At 54.1% G+C, this 20,040-nt stretch carries 17 protein-coding genes; 3 read left to right on the plus strand and 14 right to left on the minus strand.

The genetic code is table 11. The annotated features are described in order from the left end of the window. Positions 1–146: 146 nt before the first annotated feature. The 13 genes from recA to CSA35_00515 all read right to left on the minus strand — a co-directional run bounded on the left by recA (position 147) and on the right by CSA35_00515 (position 12,384). Positions 147–1,295 (minus strand): recombinase RecA, encoded by a 1,149-nt coding sequence (gene recA, locus CSA35_00455; protein PIE55507.1) that lies wholly within the window; start codon positions 1,293–1,295, stop codon positions 147–149. A gap of 1 nt (position 1,296) precedes the next feature. Then, the gene (locus CSA35_00460; protein ID PIE55508.1) at positions 1,297–1,911 is read right to left on the minus strand and encodes an RNA 2',3'-cyclic phosphodiesterase; all 615 of its coding nucleotides are present in this window, start codon (positions 1,909–1,911) and stop codon (positions 1,297–1,299) included. Beyond that, a complete protein-coding gene (locus tag CSA35_00465) occupies positions 1,860–2,369 on the minus strand; it encodes a damage-inducible protein CinA (GenBank protein ID PIE55530.1) in 510 nt (169 codons plus the stop codon). The genes CSA35_00460 and CSA35_00465 overlap by 52 nt, the downstream gene beginning before the upstream one ends. Then, the gene (locus tag CSA35_00470) at positions 2,366–2,854 is read right to left on the minus strand and encodes a phosphatidylglycerophosphatase A (GenBank protein PIE55531.1); all 489 of its coding nucleotides are present in this window, start codon (positions 2,852–2,854) and stop codon (positions 2,366–2,368) included. Before CSA35_00470 ends, CSA35_00465 begins: the two co-directional genes overlap by 4 nt. Positions 2,855–2,856: 2 nt before the next feature. Further along, on the minus strand, positions 2,857–4,146 hold the full coding sequence (rimO, locus tag CSA35_00475; GenBank protein ID PIE55509.1) for a 30S ribosomal protein S12 methylthiotransferase RimO: 1,290 nt from the start codon (positions 4,144–4,146) through the stop codon (positions 2,857–2,859). Continuing rightward, positions 4,143–5,456 (minus strand): hypothetical protein, encoded by a 1,314-nt coding sequence (locus tag CSA35_00480; protein ID PIE55510.1) that lies wholly within the window; start codon positions 5,454–5,456, stop codon positions 4,143–4,145. The genes rimO and CSA35_00480 overlap by 4 nt, the downstream gene beginning before the upstream one ends. Then, complete coding sequence (gene rpe, locus CSA35_00485) at positions 5,437–6,150, minus strand: ribulose-phosphate 3-epimerase (protein ID PIE55511.1); 714 nt, start codon at positions 6,148–6,150, stop codon at positions 5,437–5,439. The genes CSA35_00480 and rpe overlap by 20 nt, the downstream gene beginning before the upstream one ends. Continuing rightward, positions 6,129–7,325: a penicillin-binding protein gene (locus tag CSA35_00490; protein ID PIE55512.1), complete on the minus strand. Its 1,197-nt coding sequence runs from the start codon at positions 7,323–7,325 to the stop codon at positions 6,129–6,131. Before CSA35_00490 ends, rpe begins: the two co-directional genes overlap by 22 nt. Continuing rightward, positions 7,322–8,725: an RNA methyltransferase gene (locus tag CSA35_00495; GenBank protein ID PIE55513.1), complete on the minus strand. Its 1,404-nt coding sequence runs from the start codon at positions 8,723–8,725 to the stop codon at positions 7,322–7,324. Before CSA35_00495 ends, CSA35_00490 begins: the two co-directional genes overlap by 4 nt. Further along, positions 8,722–9,408: a hypothetical protein gene (locus tag CSA35_00500; GenBank protein ID PIE55514.1), complete on the minus strand. Its 687-nt coding sequence runs from the start codon at positions 9,406–9,408 to the stop codon at positions 8,722–8,724. The genes CSA35_00495 and CSA35_00500 overlap by 4 nt, the downstream gene beginning before the upstream one ends. A gap of 112 nt (positions 9,409–9,520) precedes the next feature. Beyond that, complete coding sequence (locus CSA35_00505) at positions 9,521–10,216, minus strand: zinc metallopeptidase (GenBank protein ID PIE55515.1); 696 nt, start codon at positions 10,214–10,216, stop codon at positions 9,521–9,523. A 107-nt stretch (positions 10,217–10,323) separates the two neighbouring features. After that, on the minus strand, positions 10,324–11,466 hold the full coding sequence (locus CSA35_00510) for a transcriptional regulator (GenBank protein PIE55516.1): 1,143 nt from the start codon (positions 11,464–11,466) through the stop codon (positions 10,324–10,326). A gap of 252 nt (positions 11,467–11,718) precedes the next feature. Beyond that, entirely contained in the window at positions 11,719–12,384 is a 666-nt protein-coding gene (locus CSA35_00515) for a GntR family transcriptional regulator (protein PIE55517.1), read from the minus strand. 562 nt (positions 12,385–12,946) lie between these two features. Here CSA35_00515 and CSA35_00520 point away from each other — a divergent pair. The 3 genes from CSA35_00520 (at position 12,947) to CSA35_00530 (ending at position 16,783) form a co-directional block, all read left to right on the plus strand. Continuing rightward, positions 12,947–13,474, plus strand: coding sequence for a formylmethanofuran dehydrogenase (locus CSA35_00520; protein ID PIE55518.1), 528 nt, complete (start codon positions 12,947–12,949; stop codon positions 13,472–13,474). A gap of 37 nt (positions 13,475–13,511) precedes the next feature. After that, a complete protein-coding gene (locus CSA35_00525) occupies positions 13,512–14,729 on the plus strand; it encodes a serine hydroxymethyltransferase (GenBank protein PIE55519.1) in 1,218 nt (405 codons plus the stop codon). Positions 14,730–15,109: 380 nt separating this feature from the next. Beyond that, positions 15,110–16,783, plus strand: coding sequence for a formate--tetrahydrofolate ligase (locus CSA35_00530; protein PIE55520.1), 1,674 nt, complete (start codon positions 15,110–15,112; stop codon positions 16,781–16,783). A gap of 91 nt (positions 16,784–16,874) precedes the next feature. Here CSA35_00530 and CSA35_00535 read toward each other — a convergent pair whose 3' ends face one another. After that, the gene (locus CSA35_00535) at positions 16,875–19,937 is read right to left on the minus strand and encodes a hypothetical protein (protein PIE55521.1); all 3,063 of its coding nucleotides are present in this window, start codon (positions 19,935–19,937) and stop codon (positions 16,875–16,877) included. Positions 19,938–20,040: the final 103 nt, after the last annotated feature.

Consider the following 20,040-nt stretch of genomic DNA (forward strand, 5'->3'; position numbering starts at 1 on the left):
ACAAAAAAACAAAAGTCTCCCCCAAAGAGAAGCACAAAAATATAAAGGGTCGGACTCTTAATACCTACCCTCCAAGGACGCAAAAGTTATAATACTACAGGGAAGAGGATATTGCAAGTACATAGAGACGGTTTTGCCGAATAATTTTATTTCGAGTCGTCAGAGGCCGTTTCCGGCCCGAGATCATCGTCCACGGCGAGGTCCATAACCTCCTCCTCAACGTCGATGACGGAAGGTCCCTCTCCATTCTCGGACGGTTCGTCATCCGTGGCGGCAATGAAGCCCAACCCCTTAGCCACTTCGTCCAATACGGTTTTCACAATCTCGTTTTCCAACTCGGGATGCTCTTCGAGGTAGGCCGCTACTTTGTCCTTTCCTTGCCCCAGAGTCTCTCCCTTGTACGCAAGCCACGAGCCCTTTCTCTTGATGACGCCGGTGTCCAGTGCCATATCCAGGGTAGACATAAGTCGAGGTATACCTTTACCGTACACCAAGGTCGCATGAGCACTGCGGAAAGGGGGAGCCTGCTTGTTTTTGACGACTTTGATGAAGAGTTCGTGGCCAATAGCCTGGTCGCCCTTGTTGACGGATCGTCCTCGACGAACCTCAACTCTGACCGATGTGTAGAACTTAAGAGCCCGTCCACCAGTAGTCGTCTCCGAGGGACCCCTGCTATAACCGGTGGGGATGGTGGCCCGAAGCTGGTTGATGAAAACGACGATGCTGTTGCTCTTCGCAATGGCCGACGTGAGGCGCCGAAGGCTGTAGGACATAAGTCGAGCCTGAAGCCCCACCTGAGACTCGCCAATTTTACCGTCGATTTCAGCCTGGGGTGTGAGCGCCGCAACGGAATCCACCACGACAATATCCACAGCTCCACTCCGTACCAAAGTCTCCAAGATATACAAGGCCTGTTCTCCGCTATCGGGCTGGGAGATATAGAGATCGGCTACGTTAACCCCTAAAGCCTGAGCCAAGCGGGGATCCAGGGCATGTTCAGCATCGATGAAGGCCGCCACACCACCGGCTTTCTGGGCCTCTGCCACAGCGTGGAGAGCTAAGGTTGTTTTTCCAGAACCCTCCGGGCCAAAGACCTCCACGATACGGCCTCGTGGGAAACCTCCGATCCCCAGAGCCACGTCCAAGGGAAGGATGCCTGTTGGGATGACCTCTACGTTGGTCATAGTGCCATCGCCAAGACGCATGATAGAGCCATCGCCAAATTTCCCTCGAATATCGTCTATGGCTGCTTCCAGGACATCCTCCCGAGTCATGACTTTTTTCTTTACCGCCACATCATCGACCTCCTTCTTTGGTGTACGACGAAAAAACACGGCTCTCGGAGTACACCGGCCCCCGAGACGTGAGTACGCTGTTCATCAATACAACCTGTGCCAACCCTCTTATTGAAGGGGGAGCCCATCGACGTTCAAGCCAGCGGAGAGGTTTCGTTCCATCCTCACATCGGGCCAAGGTCAGATGGGGATGGTATGACCGACCTCGCCCCGAAAGTCCAACCTCATGAGCCACTTGATCGGCAATCTGAGAGATTGCAAGAAGATCGACCCCTTCGGAGTTGGCCTGAATCCAGAGGACCGACGGCTTTCCCCGCCGTCGAAAAGCCCCTATGCCGGAAAGGAAGAAGTTTGAGATAACTATACCGTCCAGACAACAAGCCAAGGTTTCCTCCAACACATGATACCGATTTTCGTCCACATCGCCGAAAAAGGCCAGAGTAACGTGAAGATTTTCAGGACAAACCCATCGCTGCCTCGGGAAGGCTTTTCGTCCCAGGGTCATCAGATCGACCACGGGGTTCAGGAGATCAGAGGGGGGAATAGCTGCCAGAAAACAGCGAGTCACCGCGTTGTTTCCCCAGCAACCCGAATTAAGGTCTCGAGAGCTTGGCATACTGCAGCATATCGAACGTCGCTTCGCTCACCAGAGAATCGACGGACGAAGGAATGGGCTCTACCCTCTCGAAAGGCCACGGCAAACCACACAGTCCCCACGGGTTTTTCACTCGATCCACCATCAGGCCCAGCGATACCCGTCACGGAGAGACAGATATTCCCACCGTACAGCATCAGCCCCCCCTGAGCCATAGCCAAAGCACAGCGAGAGCTGACAGCTCCGTCCTCCTGGATAACGGACCACGGGACCGACAAGAGCCTGACCTTGGCCTCGTTTGCATACGTCCCAGCACTCCCCAAAAAGTAGGAAGAGCTTCCAGATATCTCGGTGATAGCAGCCCCCAAGAGCCCACCGGTACACGACTCAGCCACTGAGAGTAAGAGTCGTCGGTGGTTACAGACGACTTTAAGCCTATCAGCCAAATGTATGATCTCCTCGGGGAACACGACTGTCACCCCAGAAGCCAAGACAGACCATTCTGGAGGTAGAGCCAACGTAAGAGCCACAGAAGAGCGTTGGCGAGAACTCCGGCCACAACGTCGTCGGCTATGATACCCCACCCACCAGGGAGCCGTTCAGCCGTGGAGACAGGAACAGGCTTCAGAATATCGAAGACTCGAAAAAGGAAGAGAGCTGGAAGCGCATACCCCAAGGTCCCCACGGTGACGTGTCCAAGCATGGCGATCCAGATGCCCACAGCCTCGTCGATCACGATCTCAGGAGGGTCCTGAATGCCTCGCTCCAAGGCATAGCAAGAGGAAGCCCAAACACCTAGGGAACTGCCCAGGAGGATACCTATCCCCAAAAGGCCTGTAGATATCACGGGAAGTACAGCAAGGCAGGCAACGAGCGACGCAACGGTTCCCGGCATAGAGCTGAATCCACCAAGCCCTCCCAATGTGGCTACAGCCCAAGCCCAGGTTCGTCGATGGGAGGTCATCATCATGCTTCAATCACCATCTCACCGAAAAGATCGTATTCCGACGCGTCGGAGATGGTCGCAGATATCCGATCTCCAGGGAAAGCGTTCAGCGCGTTGCTGACGGCCACCAGGCCGTCGATCTCTGGAGCATCGCGATAAGATCGTCCCCACCGAACGCCGTCTTCGTCCACCTCGTCAATAAGAACATCCAAGGTAGCCCCCACAAATCGCCGTTGTCGCCTCAGAGAGATTCCCTGTTGCAGCTCCATAAGCTGCGCATATCTGTAATCCTTCACGTCCTGCGGAATCTGATCGGGCATCTTGGCCGCCGGCGTTCCCTCTTCTGCAAAGAACGTAAAAGCCCCAAGACGATCGAACTGAACTTCTTCTACGAAATCCAAGAGGGACTCAAATGCCTCATCGGTCTCACCGGGAAAGCCGACCATGACGGTGGTACGAAAGGCGAAATCTGGGTAAAGTTCCCTTCCCGCTCGAAACAGGGTTCGAATGTGCTCTCCCACCGGGGGACGATGCATCCGCTTCAGAACGTCGTTATCCACGTGTTGCACAGGAATATCGAGCCACGGCACGACAAGTGGACTCTCCAGAACTCTCCTGAGAAAGGCCTGGTCCACCCTGGATGGATGGAGATAAAAGAGTCGACCCCAGACATTCGGGGGCAGCTGTTTTTCCAGATGATCGATAAGATCGGACAGGGACGGACGATCCATCAGATCCGAGCCATACATGGTAAGATCCTGACCAACCAGGCAAATCTCCTTAGCGCCCTGAGCCGCCAAAGAGACGGCTTCGTCGATCAATGAGTCCAAAGGACGACTTCTGAGAGGCCCACGGATGGATGGTATGGAGCAGAAGGAACACCGTGTATCACACCCTTCACCAACCTTGAGATAGCGGCTCCAAGGGGTCTTAGAGAGACGATGACGACCTGATCGGCTCCCCCGAAGAGCCATCCGTTCGGCCAGGCCTGACCAATCCTCGGCGTTAGCCCAATAATCTACCGAAGGGAACTCCCGCTTCAGGTCGTCGCCATATCGATTCACCATACACCCGACCACAGCGATCTCCTGAAGACGTCCTTCTTTTTTGAGTCGTTCCAAATCGAGGACAACGTCGATCCCCTCTTCGACAGCAGGCTGGATAAAACCACAGGTATTGACCACCACCACATCAGCGTCGTCAATGTCGTCAACCACGGCACAACCTCCAGAGGAAAGATACGCTGCCAGGACCTCGCTATCCACCAAGTTTTTCGGACATCCCAGAGTCAGGATGTATGCTCGCTTCATTTCTTCTTCAGCACTTCTGATGAACCGTCAGGCCGATAGACGACCCGGCCAACCTGTCCCGGAATACCAGGCCGTCCAACGTCCACGTTGTTTACCAGGACGGTCACCCCCGTAGGGTTCCCGAAAACCACCTTGACGTCCTCGGAGACGAGAAGCTCGGTCTCGTTACCTTTTCGAAGGGTTCCCACGTACAGCACCTTCGCCCCTCGAGTCGCTTTGATCCAGCAATCGGCCTTGGATGCCTTGATGATCAATCGAGTGGGATCTTGCTGCTCCTGTTTCTCATCTTTCTTTTCTTCTTCAGCGGCCCGCCGTCGATTCGGCATCTGCTCCCCCGTTTTCTCGATCCACAGATCATCGGCCTCAGCCGACGAGATAGCTCTGCTCGAGCCGTCGGGAGAATAAAGGAAATGAACTGGTCCAACCCCCTCTTCGGAGGGATCGATCCCCTGGCCATTCCACCAAACCTTCAGGAACTCGGGACGTCCGTAGATAACGTGGAGTCGTCCAGAGGCCTCCACCTGAGAGGTTTCCCCTGCCTTAAGTGTTCTGCTGAACACACGCTTTCCTTCCCTGGTTATCCGGATCCACGAGTCCTTGACAGCAGTGACGGTCAGAGTGGGAATATCCGCAGATAAGAGGTTGGACAAGGCGACGACCTCACGAGTCTTGATCTCCTCCGAAACTACCGCATCCTGAGAGACTGCACCCGTCAGAGACTGCGCCGAGATGGTCTTCGGAGTTCCCTTGGATTTAAGGCCCTTTTCTTCCTCGACACGCTGCACCTGCTCCTGCTGAATTCGAAAGACCTCTTCGTACAGATCAACCCGATTGCTCCACAGATACCACCCGACAGCGATGATCACTGCCAGCAGGAGAAGGAACACCCCTTTATGGGAACCTTTTCGGAAACCTCGAGCCGGCGGGGTGAAGTCTCCCAGAGGAAGGACGGACTCCGCAACGGGCTTAGGCTTCGGTGTTCCCTTCAAAAGCCGGTCATATTCGGGCCACAGGTCCATACAGCCAAGCAGGGAGAGATACTTTTTGACAAAACCACGACAGTATACCTCTCCATGGAAACCATCGATCCTTCCCGACTCAATCTGTTCTAGGTACTGTTTTCGTATCTTTGTCTCGTCGGCAACATAGTCCAGAGTGAGCTCATGGGCCTCCCGTGCTTTCCGTATCTCCGATCCGAGGGACTCCAGACTCAAGCTCTTTACTGAGCCAATCTCCTTTGGGACACCATCCATAGGGAGGTCGTCCTGACTCAAATTATCAACATTCTTTTCAGAAGGTTTCTTTTCCATAAGAGAACGCCTCCAAGGCAATCGTTTTCATGGTTTTTACAGTCTCTCCAGGACAAGGAGTTGAGAATACCGAGTTGCCCATGACGACAACATCTACCCCGGATCGAACAACCGAATCAAGGTTGGAGCTCCCTATTCCCCCGTCCATCTGGATCAGAAACGGATGAGATCCTACAGCTCTCATTCGACAGAGAGCCACGACTTTCGAGAGGGTCTCAGGAATAAAAGCCTGTCCTCCAAATCCGGGATTCACCGACATGACAAGGACGAGATCCACCATAGATAACACCGGCTCAATAGCGGAAACCGGCGTCCCAGGGTTGAGGGATACTCCGGGATGGACACCCCGTTCCCGGATTCGCCCCAGCACCCGATGGAGATGAGGTGTCGCCTCACAGTGAACCGTAAGGACATCGGGATCATGATCCAAGAAGATATCGATGAACGATTCGGGGGGCTCAACCATAAGATGTACGTCCAGCACCTCGTCGTGATAACGCTCTCTCAGAGATCGGACCAACGCCGGCCCATAGGAGAGATTCGGTACAAAATGACCATCCATAATGTCCACGTGAAGCCAGTCGTGAAGGCCTTCCAACGAGCCGATAGCTCCTGACATATCCAGAGGATCAGCGGACAGGATCGACGGTGCTATATACACCCCATCAGAAGCTAACGATATCGGTCTTGCCATACAAACTCATCCCCCAGATATATAGTTACGGCAGCCTCTCCGATATATGAGGATTTCTCCAAGATAAACTCACCACCGGAGACTTCCCTGTTGACCAAGACCCGAGACCCCTGGCTGTCGATAATTTCGATTTTAAGAGGTAAAGGTTTGGTAAGAGGCGGAACTTGATAGCGTATCTTGGCCATTTTCTTCGCTGTTGCAGCTTGGGGCTTGGTATCAACGGACACGGGAACAATGGCCTGGGGCTGAGGAACCTGAGGAGAGGACGTCTCTGCCCCAACAGAGACGGAACCCCCCGGCCTTGGCCCTGAAGCGTCTCCAGGAGACAGAACGAGCACTTTAGCACCAGTTGGCGACTGGGGCGGGGACGCTGAAGATCCCGGTAGGATAATCTGCGGCTCAGACACAGAAGCATCTGTCGTTGAGACCTCGGTAGCTGGCACGGATGGCGTCGAGCGGACAGGTTGTTTCATGGTCGAGACTTTGATAGTCACGGTCTTACCAGGTGCCAGGGAGGTTCCCGCTTTGGGTTTAAGAGCAACGGCCATGCCAGGCGGAGACGATTGAGTATACACATACTCCACCGATGCCGACAGACCACTTTCAGCCACAAGTTTTCTCGCCGACCTCTCATCCTTTCCCAGGACATCGGGGACTGGAACGGCCCCTCCTTTGCCCCTCTCCGGCCCCATGCTGACCAGAAGAGCCACCGGTCGGGTCCGGCTGATCATAACGGGTGCCGCAGGATTCTGGGCAATCACAACCCCGGCTGGTTTGTCGCTTTCCACCCGAATCACGTCACCCAGAACAAAGTCCAGTTCCTGAAGCTTCCCTGAGGCGCGTGAAAACTCCATCCCCCGAAGATCGGGAAGTGTCTTCTTATACCCGCCCTTGCTCACCTTCAGAACCAGGATTTTCTCCGTTCGAACCTTGACCCCCGACTGAGGCCACTGAGCAATGACGGTTCCCCGAGGCTCCAGAGACTCCTCTTGGTCAACACGGACCTGCAATCCCATATGCTCCGACATCTCCACAGCGTCCAGGACGGAGGTCCCTACCAGAGGAGGCACCACCACGGACTCTCCTCCAAAAAACACGGCGTACAGGACGGTCCCGGCCGACCCCAGAACCGCCAGAAGCAACAACAAAAGACTCAGGTGCACGACCTTCTTCATGGAAGATTTTGACCTCCTTTATCGGTCACAGTCAGTAAAGCCAGATAAAAGCCATCGGACCAAGGGGTTCCGGGCCAAATATAGTATCCCCAAGGACGACCTCGACGACATTGAGAAACCACACTAAAGGGCGGCTCCAACTCCACGACGGCTCGACGCTCCGCCATAACGGCAGCCACCACCTGCTCATTTTCCTCTCTGAAAAGGCTACATGTAGAATAGAGAACGAGCCCTCCTGGAGATATCAGATCCAACGCACGGCGCAAGAGCTGAAGCTGGGTGGCAGCATACTGCCCCAGGTCTTTTTGGTTCAAACGCCACTTGCCCTCAGGATGGCGGCGCCACGTACCGCTACCGGAACATGGGGCATCCAGCATTATGCGTCGGGGCTCTCGGGACGGAGATAGTTCAACAGCATCTCCCACAACCAATGAAATTCGAGAGGCAAGCCCCAATCGCTTCATTTCACGTTCCGCCGCCTTGATCCTGCCAGAAGAGAGATCCCACCCCTCTACAGAGGCATCTGGAAACAGCTGAGCCAACTGGCCGGTCTTGCCCCCTCGTCCAGCGCACATGTCCAGTATGGGACCACGGGTTTTATTGTCAAGAAAGGCCATCGGAATAAGCATGGACGCCTCACTTTGAGGCGTGATTCGACCATCGTCGAATCCGGGCAGAACCGTGGGAAGAGCTGTCCCTTCGAGCCGAATCGAACACGTCATATCAGGGGAGACCCATGAACGAACAGCATCCTCCGCCAACTCCGCCACGAGAGCATCCCGATCCACACCGGGAGATACCCGAAGAGCCAGAGAGACAGGACTGGCCTGAAGTTCCATGAGTTCTCGCCCTTCATTACGACCAAAACTGTGTTCCCACGACCGCGCCACCCACAAAGGCGTTCCGGTTCGCAGAGCCAAGTCAGAAAAGGCACCGCTGGTCTCAATAGAACGAAGGACATCCGGCCCATCGGCAACTATCCGGCGCAGGACAGCGTTGACAATTCGGGCACCTCGTTCGTCCCGAACCTTGGTCCATTCCACCAGAGCATTGACCAGAACCCGAGGCTCGAACGTCCGCAGCTCCAAGGCACCAGCGGCCCCGAGGACGAGAGCGTCCCGAACCGCAGTGGATACGCCGGAACTGCCGGTCTTGAGGAAACGCCCAACCAGCTCTTTCCACAGAGATTCCCGTCGAAGGACAGCATAGGCCAAGGTCGCAGCCAACGGTCTGTCTTTCTCCGATACCCGAGAGGATACCCGGCGCAACACTTCACTTGCAAAGCGGCCTCGCCGAACCTCCCGCCAGACCTCCAAAGCCGCCTCTATTCCCCGGAGAGGACCAGACCTCCTGTTCCCGAGGCCTCCGGGTTGACCACTATTTCGTCCTTGTGGGTTCACCGTACAACCCCCGCTTCGATAACGTCTTGATCATAGCCGGTATTCACGTATATCCCATCGGTCACGACAGAGATTCCTGCCCATCTCTGAACGGTACGCCGTGTCTCCACACCGGTCACCTGAAGGCCCCCCATCTCCCCCGTGGTCGTCAGGTACCGCTGGACGAAAGGGCTAGCCAACGGCCCCAGGAGCTGGGCAGCAAGAAGAGAGAGCCCCACGGTCCATAGGGACAGGTCTCCCAGGGAAACTACAACAAGTAAAAGCAGCACCGAGACCAGGGTATTCACCAATATCACGGTGACGCCGCAACGAGAGTGGACCGCCAGATCGATTTGACCGGCCTTCAGACGGGCCAGAGCCTCCGTAACTGCTCGATATGCCAATGACGAATCGACAAACCCCCGCAGAAAAAACCCCTGTCGGTCCGCCTCACCAGAGACCCCCAGATATCCCCAGGAGGCCAGCACATTTGCCGTAGCGTGCTCCAACCCCAGGTTACGACGAACAGATTGATCGATGAGAGGGCCAAAAAGTTGGGATGGACGGGCGCAAACGGCAAAGAGGGAATGAGCCGCAAAACCGAAGGGGACCAGAACCAGAAGCACAACTCCGACAACCGCTAACAGGATCATCCCCACCCAGGGGACCAGAAACAACAAAGCCAAAATCAATAGAAGGGGCATCGGTGATCTCCTCTCCGTACCACTACGTGAAAAAGGGCAGCCCCTCCAAGCAGGAGAGCCACCCTATCTTAGTACAGTCTGTGCCTGATGAAAAGCTTTTTTCTTCGTCAAACTACTCGTCGCCGCCAAACATGTTCCTCAACACCAAAAGTCGAATAAGTTGAGCTGCGGCCATCACCGTGGCGGATACGTACGTCCAGGCAGCAGCGTTCAGGACCTTTCTGGCCCCAATCAACTCATCGGCAGCCAAAAGCCCAGTGCCATCAAGGACCTTCAGGGCACGAGAACTGGCATCAAGCTCAACGGGCAAGGTAACCAAGTGAAAGAGCAACACTCCAAGGAACATGACAATCCCGAGGTTCATCAACGTCTGCCCCCTGAAGAGAAGGCCTATGAAAAAGAGAGGAAAGGCAGCCATAGAACCTATATTCACAACCGGAACGATGGCGTTTCGGAAGCGAAGGGGAACATAGCCCTCCTGATGCTGGATTGCATGCCCCACCTCGTGAGCAGCCACACCGATAGCGGCGATGCTGGTGCTCCCATACACCGAGTCGGAAAGACTGAGGCTTCTGTTTCTGGGATCATAGTGATCGGTCAACCGCCCTGCCACCGGTTGGACAGGCACGTCGGACAGACCAAACTGACGAAGCAAAGCCTGGGCAACGTCAGCACCGGTCACACCTTTACGAGCTCGAATCCGGTCATACTGAGCAAAGGTGGACTTAACCCTCGCCTGGGCCCAGAAGGCCAAGAGCAACGCAGGCAGAAGAAACATCATCGTCGGATCGAAAAAGAAAGGGAACATGCCCTCACCTCCCAAAAGCATTAACGTTGAGAATCATACCTCAACGCCAATGAGTCAACACCAGTATTTTTACATATCTGACACGAAAGGTCAAGCTTCGTCAAAAGTCAGTCCCGGCCGTAGAATGAGGCCACGGATGAAACCACCCACTCTTGTTCCTCCATCGTCAGCTCAGGGAAGATCGGCAACGCAATCGTCTCTCGGCTCAGACGCTCAGAGACAGGGAAATCACCTGGGGCATAGCCTAGGAAGAGGAAACATCTCTGGAGGTGAAGCGGCACAGGGTAGTAGACTCGGGCGGTTATACCCTCAGCAGCCAGGTGCTTCACGAGGCCATCCCTATCACCGGAGACCCGGGGCACATATTGATGGTAGATATGATAATTCCCCACATCTTCCAAGGGAGGGGAAACCACATCCAGAAGTCCCTTCTCGGCAAATAGGGTTCGATACCGCTCGGCAACCAGACGACGCTCCTGATTCCATTCGTCCAGGTGGCGTAGCTTGACCCTAAGGACAGTTGCTTGTATTGCATCAAGCCGGCTGTTGAGTCCCACTTCCTCGTGATAGTACGTCGCCCCGGCACCATGAACCCGGAGCCGAGCAATTCGATCAGCGAGGCCGTTATCCCGCGAGACCACCATTCCACCATCACCGTAGGCCCCCAGGTTCTTGGTGGGAAAAAACGAGTAGCATCCCAAAATCCCGAAAGTACCGGCCCGTACCGGAGCTCCGTCCACAGAGCGCCAGGAACCGAAAGCCTGAGCACAATCCTCCACTACAGCGATCCCTCGGGAATCAAGCGGACCAATCAAGGCCTCCAAGCGGGCCATCTGACCAAAGAGGTGCACCGGGATAAAAGCTTTTGTCCGATCAGTGACCCTCTCCATGACAGCCTGGGGCATCACGTTGTAACTTTCGGGATCCACGTCGACGAAGATAGGAGTAGCCCCAAGCCTGGTGATACAGCTCACCGTTGCGAAGAACGAATAAGGGGTGGTAATAACCTCATCTCCCGGCCCAATCCCCAGGGCTTTCAGGGCTAAAAGCAGGGCATCGCTTCCTGATGCGCACCCAATGGCCCGCTCGACTTCCAGGTACCGTGCAACCTCAGCCTCCAGGCCAGAGACCTCGGGCCCCATGATGAAATACTGGCTCTCCAGCACATTCCTCACTGCTTGGTCGATTTCCTCCCGTATTCGCGCATACCCTCGCTTCAGATCCAAGCTCGGCAAAGTTTTTTTATTCATGACATATCAATCCTCCAATAGGGTCGGTGGAATTTTACCTCTATGTATCCCTCTCAACCTTTATATTTTCGCACTCCACAACCAAATTGACAAAGAGAGCGCTACGCACTCTTTTTGTAGCTTTTATAGAAGGTGCCTCTAAAAACTCAGAAACTCGCCTCAGGTCGTTTCGACGGAGCCCATTCGAGGTTCGTATTTTTGACCTGCCGTCGTGAAGCATCGGTGGGACAAATAGGGTATTGTCTTCCATGATTATTGAACATCGTTTTCCTCAGAACACGTCAGACACTCCATAGACCGCCGAAGATGCCCTTCCATGAGAGTCACAGCCCGCTCGGCGTCTCGGTGCCTTAAGGCATCTAAGATGGCTCTATGCTCTATCAGGGTCGGATTCTCCTCCTGCTCGCAAAAGGGATCGTAAAACACAACGTAAGAATTTGTTCGAGCCAGGATGTTACTCACGTACTCTACCAAGACTCGGTTCCCTCCAGCCTCGGCAATTGTTCGGTGAAACCCCTCGTAGGCCTCCAGATACTGTTCCAGGTTCACGTCGTCCACAGCATGCAGCTCGTCTAAAAGCAGATCGTCCAATCGTCGAAGGTAGCGATCTCCCATATGTCCAGCCACCAAGGACACAGAGAGATTTTCCAATTTTTCACGAATGATAAATGTATCGATCATTTCTTTTACCGTGGGCGCTGCCAACCGAGCACCACTGTTGGGGACAACGTAAACTAAGCCCTCGCTGGACAAACGACGAATGGCTTCCCTAACAGGAGTTCGACTGACACCCATCTGAATAGCTATATTCACTTCAGGTAGTCGCTGTCCTGCTTTAAGCTGTTTAGTGATAATCCTGTGCCGAAGCTCTTGGTAGACATAATCCGCCGAGGTTCTATGTAATATTGGATCCCTCACGCGTTCATCCCTCCAATCCTGAGAAACAATTGAAGCACAGTCATTTTACCTTACCACATTAACCCACAAAAAACTGATAAAGCCAGAAAGGTTTCTTTGGATATCATAGCATTGAAACTCACCGAAGCCGATCGAAAAATCCCGAAGATTATAGTGGCCCCAGGAAAATGAATTCCCCAGCACATTACTAGGATAAAGCCAGAAAAAGACCGCTGTATCATAAGGGGACCTCTAAAAACTCAGAAACTCGTCTCAGGTCGTTTCGACGAAGCCCATTTGAGGTTCGTATTTTTGACATGCCATTGTGAAGTATCGACTGGGGCGAGGCGGATGTCGTCCCAAGCCGGGAGGGCACAGGAGGTATCCTTCAAGGCGATGGTACGGAGCAGGCAGGTCAAAATACGTTTGGGCGATACAGGGCTCTGGCGGAATGACCTGAGGCTGGGAGATTTAGATATAAGTTTTTAGATTTGTGCATAAAAAAATCCGTTATTTTTTATACTTTCCTTATATACTTGTTTCTATTGCTATGCTATGATGAGCTGAAATGGGGGATGGATGGATGCTAGATCGGGAAAACTATGATCGTATTGCGGCCTTTCACGGCCACACCTGCCCCGGACTGGCGATCGGGGTCAGAGTATCGGAACTAGCCCTGGAATATCTGGGCTGCGGTGACGGAGACGAGGAGCTGGTCTGCATCACCGAGACTGATATGTGTGCCGTGGACGCCGTGCAATTCATGACCAACTGTACCCTTGGCAAAGGGAATTTAGTCCTGCACCATTACGGAAAGGTTGCCTTCACCTTTTACCGCCGTCGGGACGGTGTCGGCTTTCGGTGCATATTGAAGTCTGGGCTCAAGGGAAACATGGACCGAGATGCCTACGAGTCCTACATTTTGACCGCTCCTCTCGAAAAACTTTTCAATGTAGCTCCCCCAAAGGAGCCTCTGCCTCCGAAAGCATACCGCGAAAAAACGTTGATCTGTCACCGATGCGGTGAGGGGACCATGGAATCCATGACCCGTAACCTGGACGACCAGATCCTCTGCCTCCCCTGTTTTCAGGAAAGCCGTATCCCCCGGTAAGAGATCGTCAAAGTCCCCTGTAAAGGAGCGGTACACTATGGGTTTTTCACTGAAAGACGACCAAGAACTTTATGATCTTATCACCGCTGAGGGACAGCGACAGCGGGATTGTCTCGACATGGTAGCATCTCAGAGTCTGGCTCCTCGCGCCGTTCTCGAAGTCTCAGGAAGTTGTCTCTCCAACCGAACGATCGAGGGATACCCCGGCAAACGATATTACGCCGGGGGAAGGTTCCTCGACGGTGTAGAGCGCTTGGCCATAGAGCGAGCTAGAAAGCTTTTCGGAGCGGAGCACGTCAATGTCCAGCCTCACTGCGGCACAAACACCAACCTGGCGGTCTACCAGGCAGTCCTGACCCCCGGCGATACGATCCTCTCCATGGACATGGCATCGGGAGGACATCTCTCCCATGGGCATAAACTAAACGTCGCGAGCCGTATGTACAATTTCGTCCACTACGGTGTCCGCCGAGATGACGAGATCCTGGACGGAGACCAGCTTCGGGAGCAAGCCCTGCGTCACAGACCTCGACTTATAGTGGCCGGGGGGAGCAGCTACCCCAGAGAGATCGATTGGAAAACCGTGCGATCAGCAGCTGACCAGGTGGGAGCGATGGTCATGGCTGATGTGGCCCACACGGCCGGACTCATTGCCGCCGGTCTCCACGTCAACCCCGTTCCCTTCTGCGACTTCGTCACCTTCTCCCTCTACAAGACCCTTCCGGGGCCCCGAGGAGGGTGTATCCTCTGTCGGGAATCCTACGGCGATGCTGTAGATCGGGCTATTTTTCCAGGACATCAGGGTTCGATGCTTACGTCCCTTATGGGAGCCAAAGCCACCTGCTTTGCCATAGCCGCCAGTGCTGAGTTCAAGGACATCGCCGGTCGGATTATCGAGAACGCCCGTGTCCTGGCTTCTTCTCTGAATCGACGAGGGTACCGACCGGTTACCGGCGGCACCGACAGTCACATCGTACTTCTAGATCTCCGCACTCAAGGCATCACTGGAAAAGAGGCAGAGAGCCTTCTGGAAGCCTCTGGGATCACGGTGAACCGAAACGGCATTCCTTTCGACCCCCTCAAACCCTGGATCGCCAGCGGCATTCGACTCGGAACCACAGTGGCAGCAATGCGAGGTATGGGCCCCACCGAGATGGAGACTGTGGCTGAACTGATCCATCGAAGTCTTTCGGGAGAACCCGTCGGCGCAGAGACCACCGAGCTCTGTCGTCGGTTCCCCGAATCTATACTATAGGAAGGACCATCTGTCGTCATCTCGTAAACGGGATTGTCCCCCCGAATGACGAACAGTTGTACCGTTACCAGTACCTACTTCATTCGACCGAGTCCGTAGTTGCCGAACCATCAGCAGTGGCTTCTCTTCATGCGGTGCTTGTCTGCCCTCCTCTGCTGGGAGAAACGGCTGTGATATGGCTCACCAGCGGAATTTTCCTGCTAAAGGAGCTCTATAATTCCATGCTCAATCAAGGCAAGAAACTCTCTTCGTAAATGGATCAGTGACAAAAAATTTCTCAAAGTCTTGTGATGTCTTTCAAGGTACTGTACTATCGATCGATGACTCATAAAAGGGACGGTGCATCCCGTATCCGAAACGATAAAAAAGGAGGACCTGATATGTCATTTCTGTCAGATATTGAGATCGCCCAGCAAGCAAAGATGAAGCCCATCACCGAGGTCGCAACCCAACTTGGCATCGGCGAGGAGGATCTGGAACACTACGGCAAGTACAAGGCCAAGGTCTCCTACGACCTGTGGGACCGGATAAAAGATAACGACGACGGTAAGCTTATCCTGGTTACGGCAATAACGCCTACGGCCGCCGGAGAAGGAAAAACAACCACGTCTGTCGGTTTAGCCCAGGCTCTGGCTAAGTTAGGTAAAAAGACGACCCTGGCCCTCCGAGAGCCCTCTCTGGGACCAGTCTTCGGCGTCAAAGGCGGGGCCGCGGGCGGCGGCTACAGTCAAGTGGTCCCCATGGAGGACATCAACATTCACTTCACCGGCGACCTCCACGCCATCACCGCCGCCCATAACCTTTTGGCAGCGATGCTGGACAACTCGCTTCAACAGGGTAACGAGCTTGACATCGATCAACGGCGAATTGTCTTCAAGAGAGTCTTGGACATGAACGATCGAGCCCTTCGAAATATCGTTATCGGCCTGGGAGGCAAGCCTAATGGCGTTCCTCGTGAAGATGGCTTCGATATCACCGTCGCATCAGAGGTCATGGCCATCCTCTGTCTGGCCTCGGGGATCTCTGATCTGAAAGCCCGTTTGGCTAAGATCATCGTGGCCTACAATAGGAATGGTGACGCTGTAACCGCCGGTGATCTGGGAGCCCAGGGAGCTATGGCTATGCTTCTGAAGGACGCTTTGAAACCCAACCTGGTCCAAACTCTGGAGCACGTACCGGCTTTCATCCACGGTGGCCCCTTTGCCAATATCGCCCACGGCTGTAACAGCGTCATGGCCACCAAGTATGGCCTCAAGCTGGCCGACTATTTCGTTACCGAGGCGGGCTTCGCCGCCGATCTGGGGGCCGAGAAGTTTCTGGACATCAAATGTCGGCTGGCAGGTCTCAAGCCCAACGCCGTTGTCATCGTCGCCACAGTTCGAGCTTTGAAACTACATGGCGGGCTTTCGAAGGACAAGCTAGGCGAGGTGAACATGGAGGCCCTGGCGGCCGGAATCCCCAACCTGGAAAAACATATCGAGAACATGAAATCCTTTGGCCTGCCCGTGGTCGTCGCCATCAACGCCTTCCCCACGGATACCCCGGAGGAACTCAAGCTTGTCGAGGAGAAGTGCGCCGCCTTAGGAGCTCCCGTGGCCCTCTCGGAGATCTGGGCTAAAGGGGGCGATGGTGGCATTGACCTGGCCAAGAAAGTTATGGCCGCCTGCGACATGCCCAACGATTTTCATTTCCTCTACGATGAAAAACTCAGTCCCAGGGAGAAGATCACCACTATCGCCACCAAGATCTACGGAGCCGACGGAGTAGCCTTCACCGATAAGGCCGAGAAGGACCTGAAAGCAATCCACGACCTTGGGATGGACGACCTGCTCATCTGCATGGCAAAAACTCAGTCGTCTATCTCGGACGACCCCAACAAGAAAGGCCGCCCAACGGATTTCACCATCACCGTTCGAGAGGTGCGGGTCTCTGCCGGAGCGGGTTTTATCGTAGCCATCACAGGCTCCATCATGACCATGCCAGGTCTGCCCAAAAAACCGGCAGCCTTGGCCATCGATGTCGACGAACGAGGACGTATCTCGGGCCTGTTCTAGCACACCTTTATAACGAACACGAAGGAGGTATGGAGACGGACGTTCGTCTTCGTACCTCCTTCGTGTTAACAAACCTCATTTAATACACAATTCAAACCCTTAGTAGATTATTCTTAAGAGCCTCGCGCCTACTGATCTGATGAAGCTCTTCGAAGAGTGCCAAAGCCCGATCTTCATAGAATTGAGGCGATTCGACTATAATAGCCCCCCAGAGCTCTTTGGCCCGAGAGTTTTGAGTCATCCTTCGAGACAGAATCGCTTTAGCCATATACTGTACTGCCATCCACGATTTTTTCTGTATCGGCTCGCAAAGCAGTTCTCCTCGAGAGAGAGCCGTCAGGGCATCGTCCAAACAGCCTCGGGAACTCTCTCTTATGGCCTTCAGACTATACGCCATGGATCCGCTTCGACCTCCTCTGCACCGCTCAAACAAGCTGACAGCTTGATCCGCATGATGAGCCATCAGCTCGTCGTCTCCCATATCGAAGGCAACCGCAGCGGCATTCGAGTGGAAGAGACTCAGGCCCCAAAAGAGCCCTTTAGACTCACATTCACGGACACATGATTCGAAGCATTCCAGAGCCTCCTTCAGGTCACCTCGCCAATGTCTGATCTCACCCCGATAGTTTAAGCTGGCCAACACACCTAGAGTATACGGACGCCCGACCTCAGCCAATTCTTGAAACAGCGTGGAGGAACGAAGAAATATCCGATCTGCCCCAATAAAATCGCCTTGAAGCTGTCTGGCAACACCCAAGAAACGGAGACCGGCCCCCAAGTATGGATCTAGGTGCATCTCTTTGGCCTTTCGGATCATCTCCCAAGCGTGGGGCTCTAACAAGGAAGCATTGTCGGTCTGTAGTCCATGATAGCAGAGGTGAAGAAGGCACCTAAGAGATATGGCGTCAAACCCCTGATCCTCGGTGATTCGAAGAGCCCTGTTGATGACATGACACCCCTCCCGATACTGCCCCCAAGCGATAAGATACCCACCTCTAAGCTCCAAATAGGCCGCTTCCATCCTGAGCAAGGTCGTATCGGCACCTCTCTTGCGATTGAGCCTATGAAGCAACTCCTGAGCCTGATCCAACCGAACCTCCGTGTCCGCTCGATCGCTAAAAGGAGAGGAACATGCAAGGAGCACGTCGTCTCTAAGGAGGGGAAAAAGCTGATGGTTCAACGTGATATGGAGCCCCATCTCTCGGAGATGAAGCTCCAGTTCTTTTTCTTCCAATCCAGCACAACTAAAGTGATGAAACAGCTGAGAGCTCAAGCGAGGATTCCAGTTATGAGGAGTATATCGAGACTCCAAATTCAAGGCAACTTTCTTATGGAGCTCTTTTCTCTTGAACGCCGACATGGTATTGTAGACAAATTCGCGGATTTTTCCGTGGTGGAAACACAGCGTGGGATTGGAACGCCCCAAAGACCCTCGCTCCTCAACCATTCCCTGGTCCATCAAGGCTTCCGCCACTGCAGCAAGCTCTAAAGGCACAATATCTCCGATGACCGTGGCAATATCCTCAAGAGAGCAGCCCCCCTCGAACAGGGACAAGGCCTCCAAAAACGCCCTCTCATTACACGTCAACGTCTGAGTACGCCTAGAGATAATGTCCAGAAGGTCATCGCCACCACCCCACCGGCCTCGGCTCCTTACAGATTTGACAAGCTCGGAGAGAAACAAAGGAATTCCCTGCGTATCCCGATATATAATTTTTCGCTCCAAAGCATCAGCAACATCTTGACCCAGTGCTTGGACGCAGAATCGATAGGATTCATCCTCAGAAAAAGGGCTCAAGGTAAGCTCTTTCACTTGCATTTGACTACGAGAAGCGAGCTCTTTTAGTATAGCTCGTGGACGACGCCCACTGACAAGCCGGCTCGTGGTAAATATTACGCAACGGCCCTTGACGGATTGAACGAGCCCTTCCAAGAGGTGGAGGGAGAGATCATCAAACCACTGGAGGTCCTCCAGGACAAGAACAGCGGTCCGAGGACCTCTAATACCTCTTAAGACCTCACCGATGATCCGACCTAAAGCAACGGGGTTAAAATCGGGAAACAACGATGCAAGTTCGTACGAACCCGTTCCTCGACGGTTCGCTTGAAGTTCGGGAAAAACGGATGCCAGGAGAGATACTTTCAGAGGATCCACAGCAACACTATTCAGGTCGACAAGCCCTCCTACATCCTCGAAAAGATCATGCCAGGGGCTGAACGGCGAGAGAGCACCAGCTTCGTAGGCCTTACACCGGAAGATCATGCTTTGGTCACCATCATGAAGTCGAAGAACGTGACGAACAAGAGCGGTCTTCCCGATCCCTGATTCACCGATAAGACTGATACAGAGACATTCCTCAGGGTTGGTCGCCATGACCGATATGATGCTCTCCAACTCGACACCTCGCCCGAAGAAAAAATCACCGGATGCCCCGTTACCGATCCCAGACGATCTAGACGACAGCAGACGGCTCGCAAAAGCCGTAGCCCTTGAGCTGGGAACGATACCCAGATCCTCGATCAGACGTTGCCGGAGCTGTCCGAACAAATTCAGAGCCTGGGAAAGGTGCCCATCCTCCCCGTCAAGCTCCATGAGCTCAAGACAGGAATCCTCGTCATGAGGATCAAGTCGGATCAAGGCTGACAGAGCAGCCCTTCGCTCCCAACGATTCTGCGCATCGTGAGCAGCGCTTGCACGAGAGCGAAGCTCTGAGAGAATTCGATCCTTCCACCGAAAACGTTCGGCCCTGAGCCACTCCGTATATTCGTCACTTTCAGGCACCTCAAATCCCAGAAGAAACTCCTGGCAGAGCCTCTCCCACGCAGAAAAGGAGAGATCACTCAGCGAGTCAATGTCTTCCAGATCAGAGACAACTCCGTCATCAAGCTGGACCTGTCGTCTGTCGCTGAGAACGGTTCCAGAAGGGAAAGCTCTTTTCAGTTGATACAAGGCATTTCTTAAGTTGTTGCTGGCGATTTCTCTGTCTCGCCCTCCCCATAACAAAGAAGCCAGCCGCTCTCTGGCGACAGGCCCATTGCAGGCCAGGTAATACAACAGGGCCTCAACCTTTCGCAGAGGAATGGAGATCCTCTCGCCGTCGACCCATATCTCTGGGGAGCCCAAACACCGGATAAGAACGGCCACAGTCGTCACCCTCTAGAAGCGAAGAGTACAGGTCATAGCGAGATCCTGGGGCAGAGGCTTCTTGCAGGGGCTCCATCACCAAAGAGTCCCGGTTCCCTCCTCTCCCAGAGAG

It is taken from the genome of Dethiosulfovibrio peptidovorans, assembly GCA_002748665.1.
GTDB lineage: Bacteria > Synergistota > Synergistia > Synergistales > Dethiosulfovibrionaceae > Dethiosulfovibrio > Dethiosulfovibrio peptidovorans_A.

Bases quoted from the DNA above. Each gene is read 5' to 3' on its own strand.
- CSA35_00460 (PIE55508.1), bottom strand. From the start codon at position 1,911: ATGCCAAGCTCTCGAGACCTTAATTCGGGTTGCTGGGGAAACAACGCG.
- CSA35_00505 (PIE55515.1), bottom strand. From the start codon at position 10,216: ATGTTCCCTTTCTTTTTCGATCCGACGATGATGTTTCTTCTGCCTGCG.
- CSA35_00520 (PIE55518.1), top strand. From the start codon at position 12,947: ATGCTAGATCGGGAAAACTATGATCGTATTGCGGCCTTTCACGGCCAC.
- CSA35_00525 (PIE55519.1), top strand. From the start codon at position 13,512: ATGGGTTTTTCACTGAAAGACGACCAAGAACTTTATGATCTTATCACC.
- CSA35_00510 (PIE55516.1), bottom strand. From the start codon at position 11,466: ATGAATAAAAAAACTTTGCCGAGCTTGGATCTGAAGCGAGGGTATGCG.
- rpe (PIE55511.1), bottom strand. From the start codon at position 6,150: ATGGCAAGACCGATATCGTTAGCTTCTGATGGGGTGTATATAGCACCG.
- CSA35_00500 (PIE55514.1), bottom strand. From the start codon at position 9,408: ATGCCCCTTCTATTGATTTTGGCTTTGTTGTTTCTGGTCCCCTGGGTG.
- CSA35_00480 (PIE55510.1), bottom strand. From the start codon at position 5,456: ATGGAAAAGAAACCTTCTGAAAAGAATGTTGATAATTTGAGTCAGGAC.
- CSA35_00490 (PIE55512.1), bottom strand. From the start codon at position 7,325: ATGAAGAAGGTCGTGCACCTGAGTCTTTTGTTGTTGCTTCTGGCGGTT.
- CSA35_00470 (PIE55531.1), bottom strand. From the start codon at position 2,854: ATGACCTCCCATCGACGAACCTGGGCTTGGGCTGTAGCCACATTGGGA.
- CSA35_00530 (PIE55520.1), top strand. From the start codon at position 15,110: ATGTCATTTCTGTCAGATATTGAGATCGCCCAGCAAGCAAAGATGAAG.
- rimO (PIE55509.1), bottom strand. From the start codon at position 4,146: ATGAAGCGAGCATACATCCTGACTCTGGGATGTCCGAAAAACTTGGTG.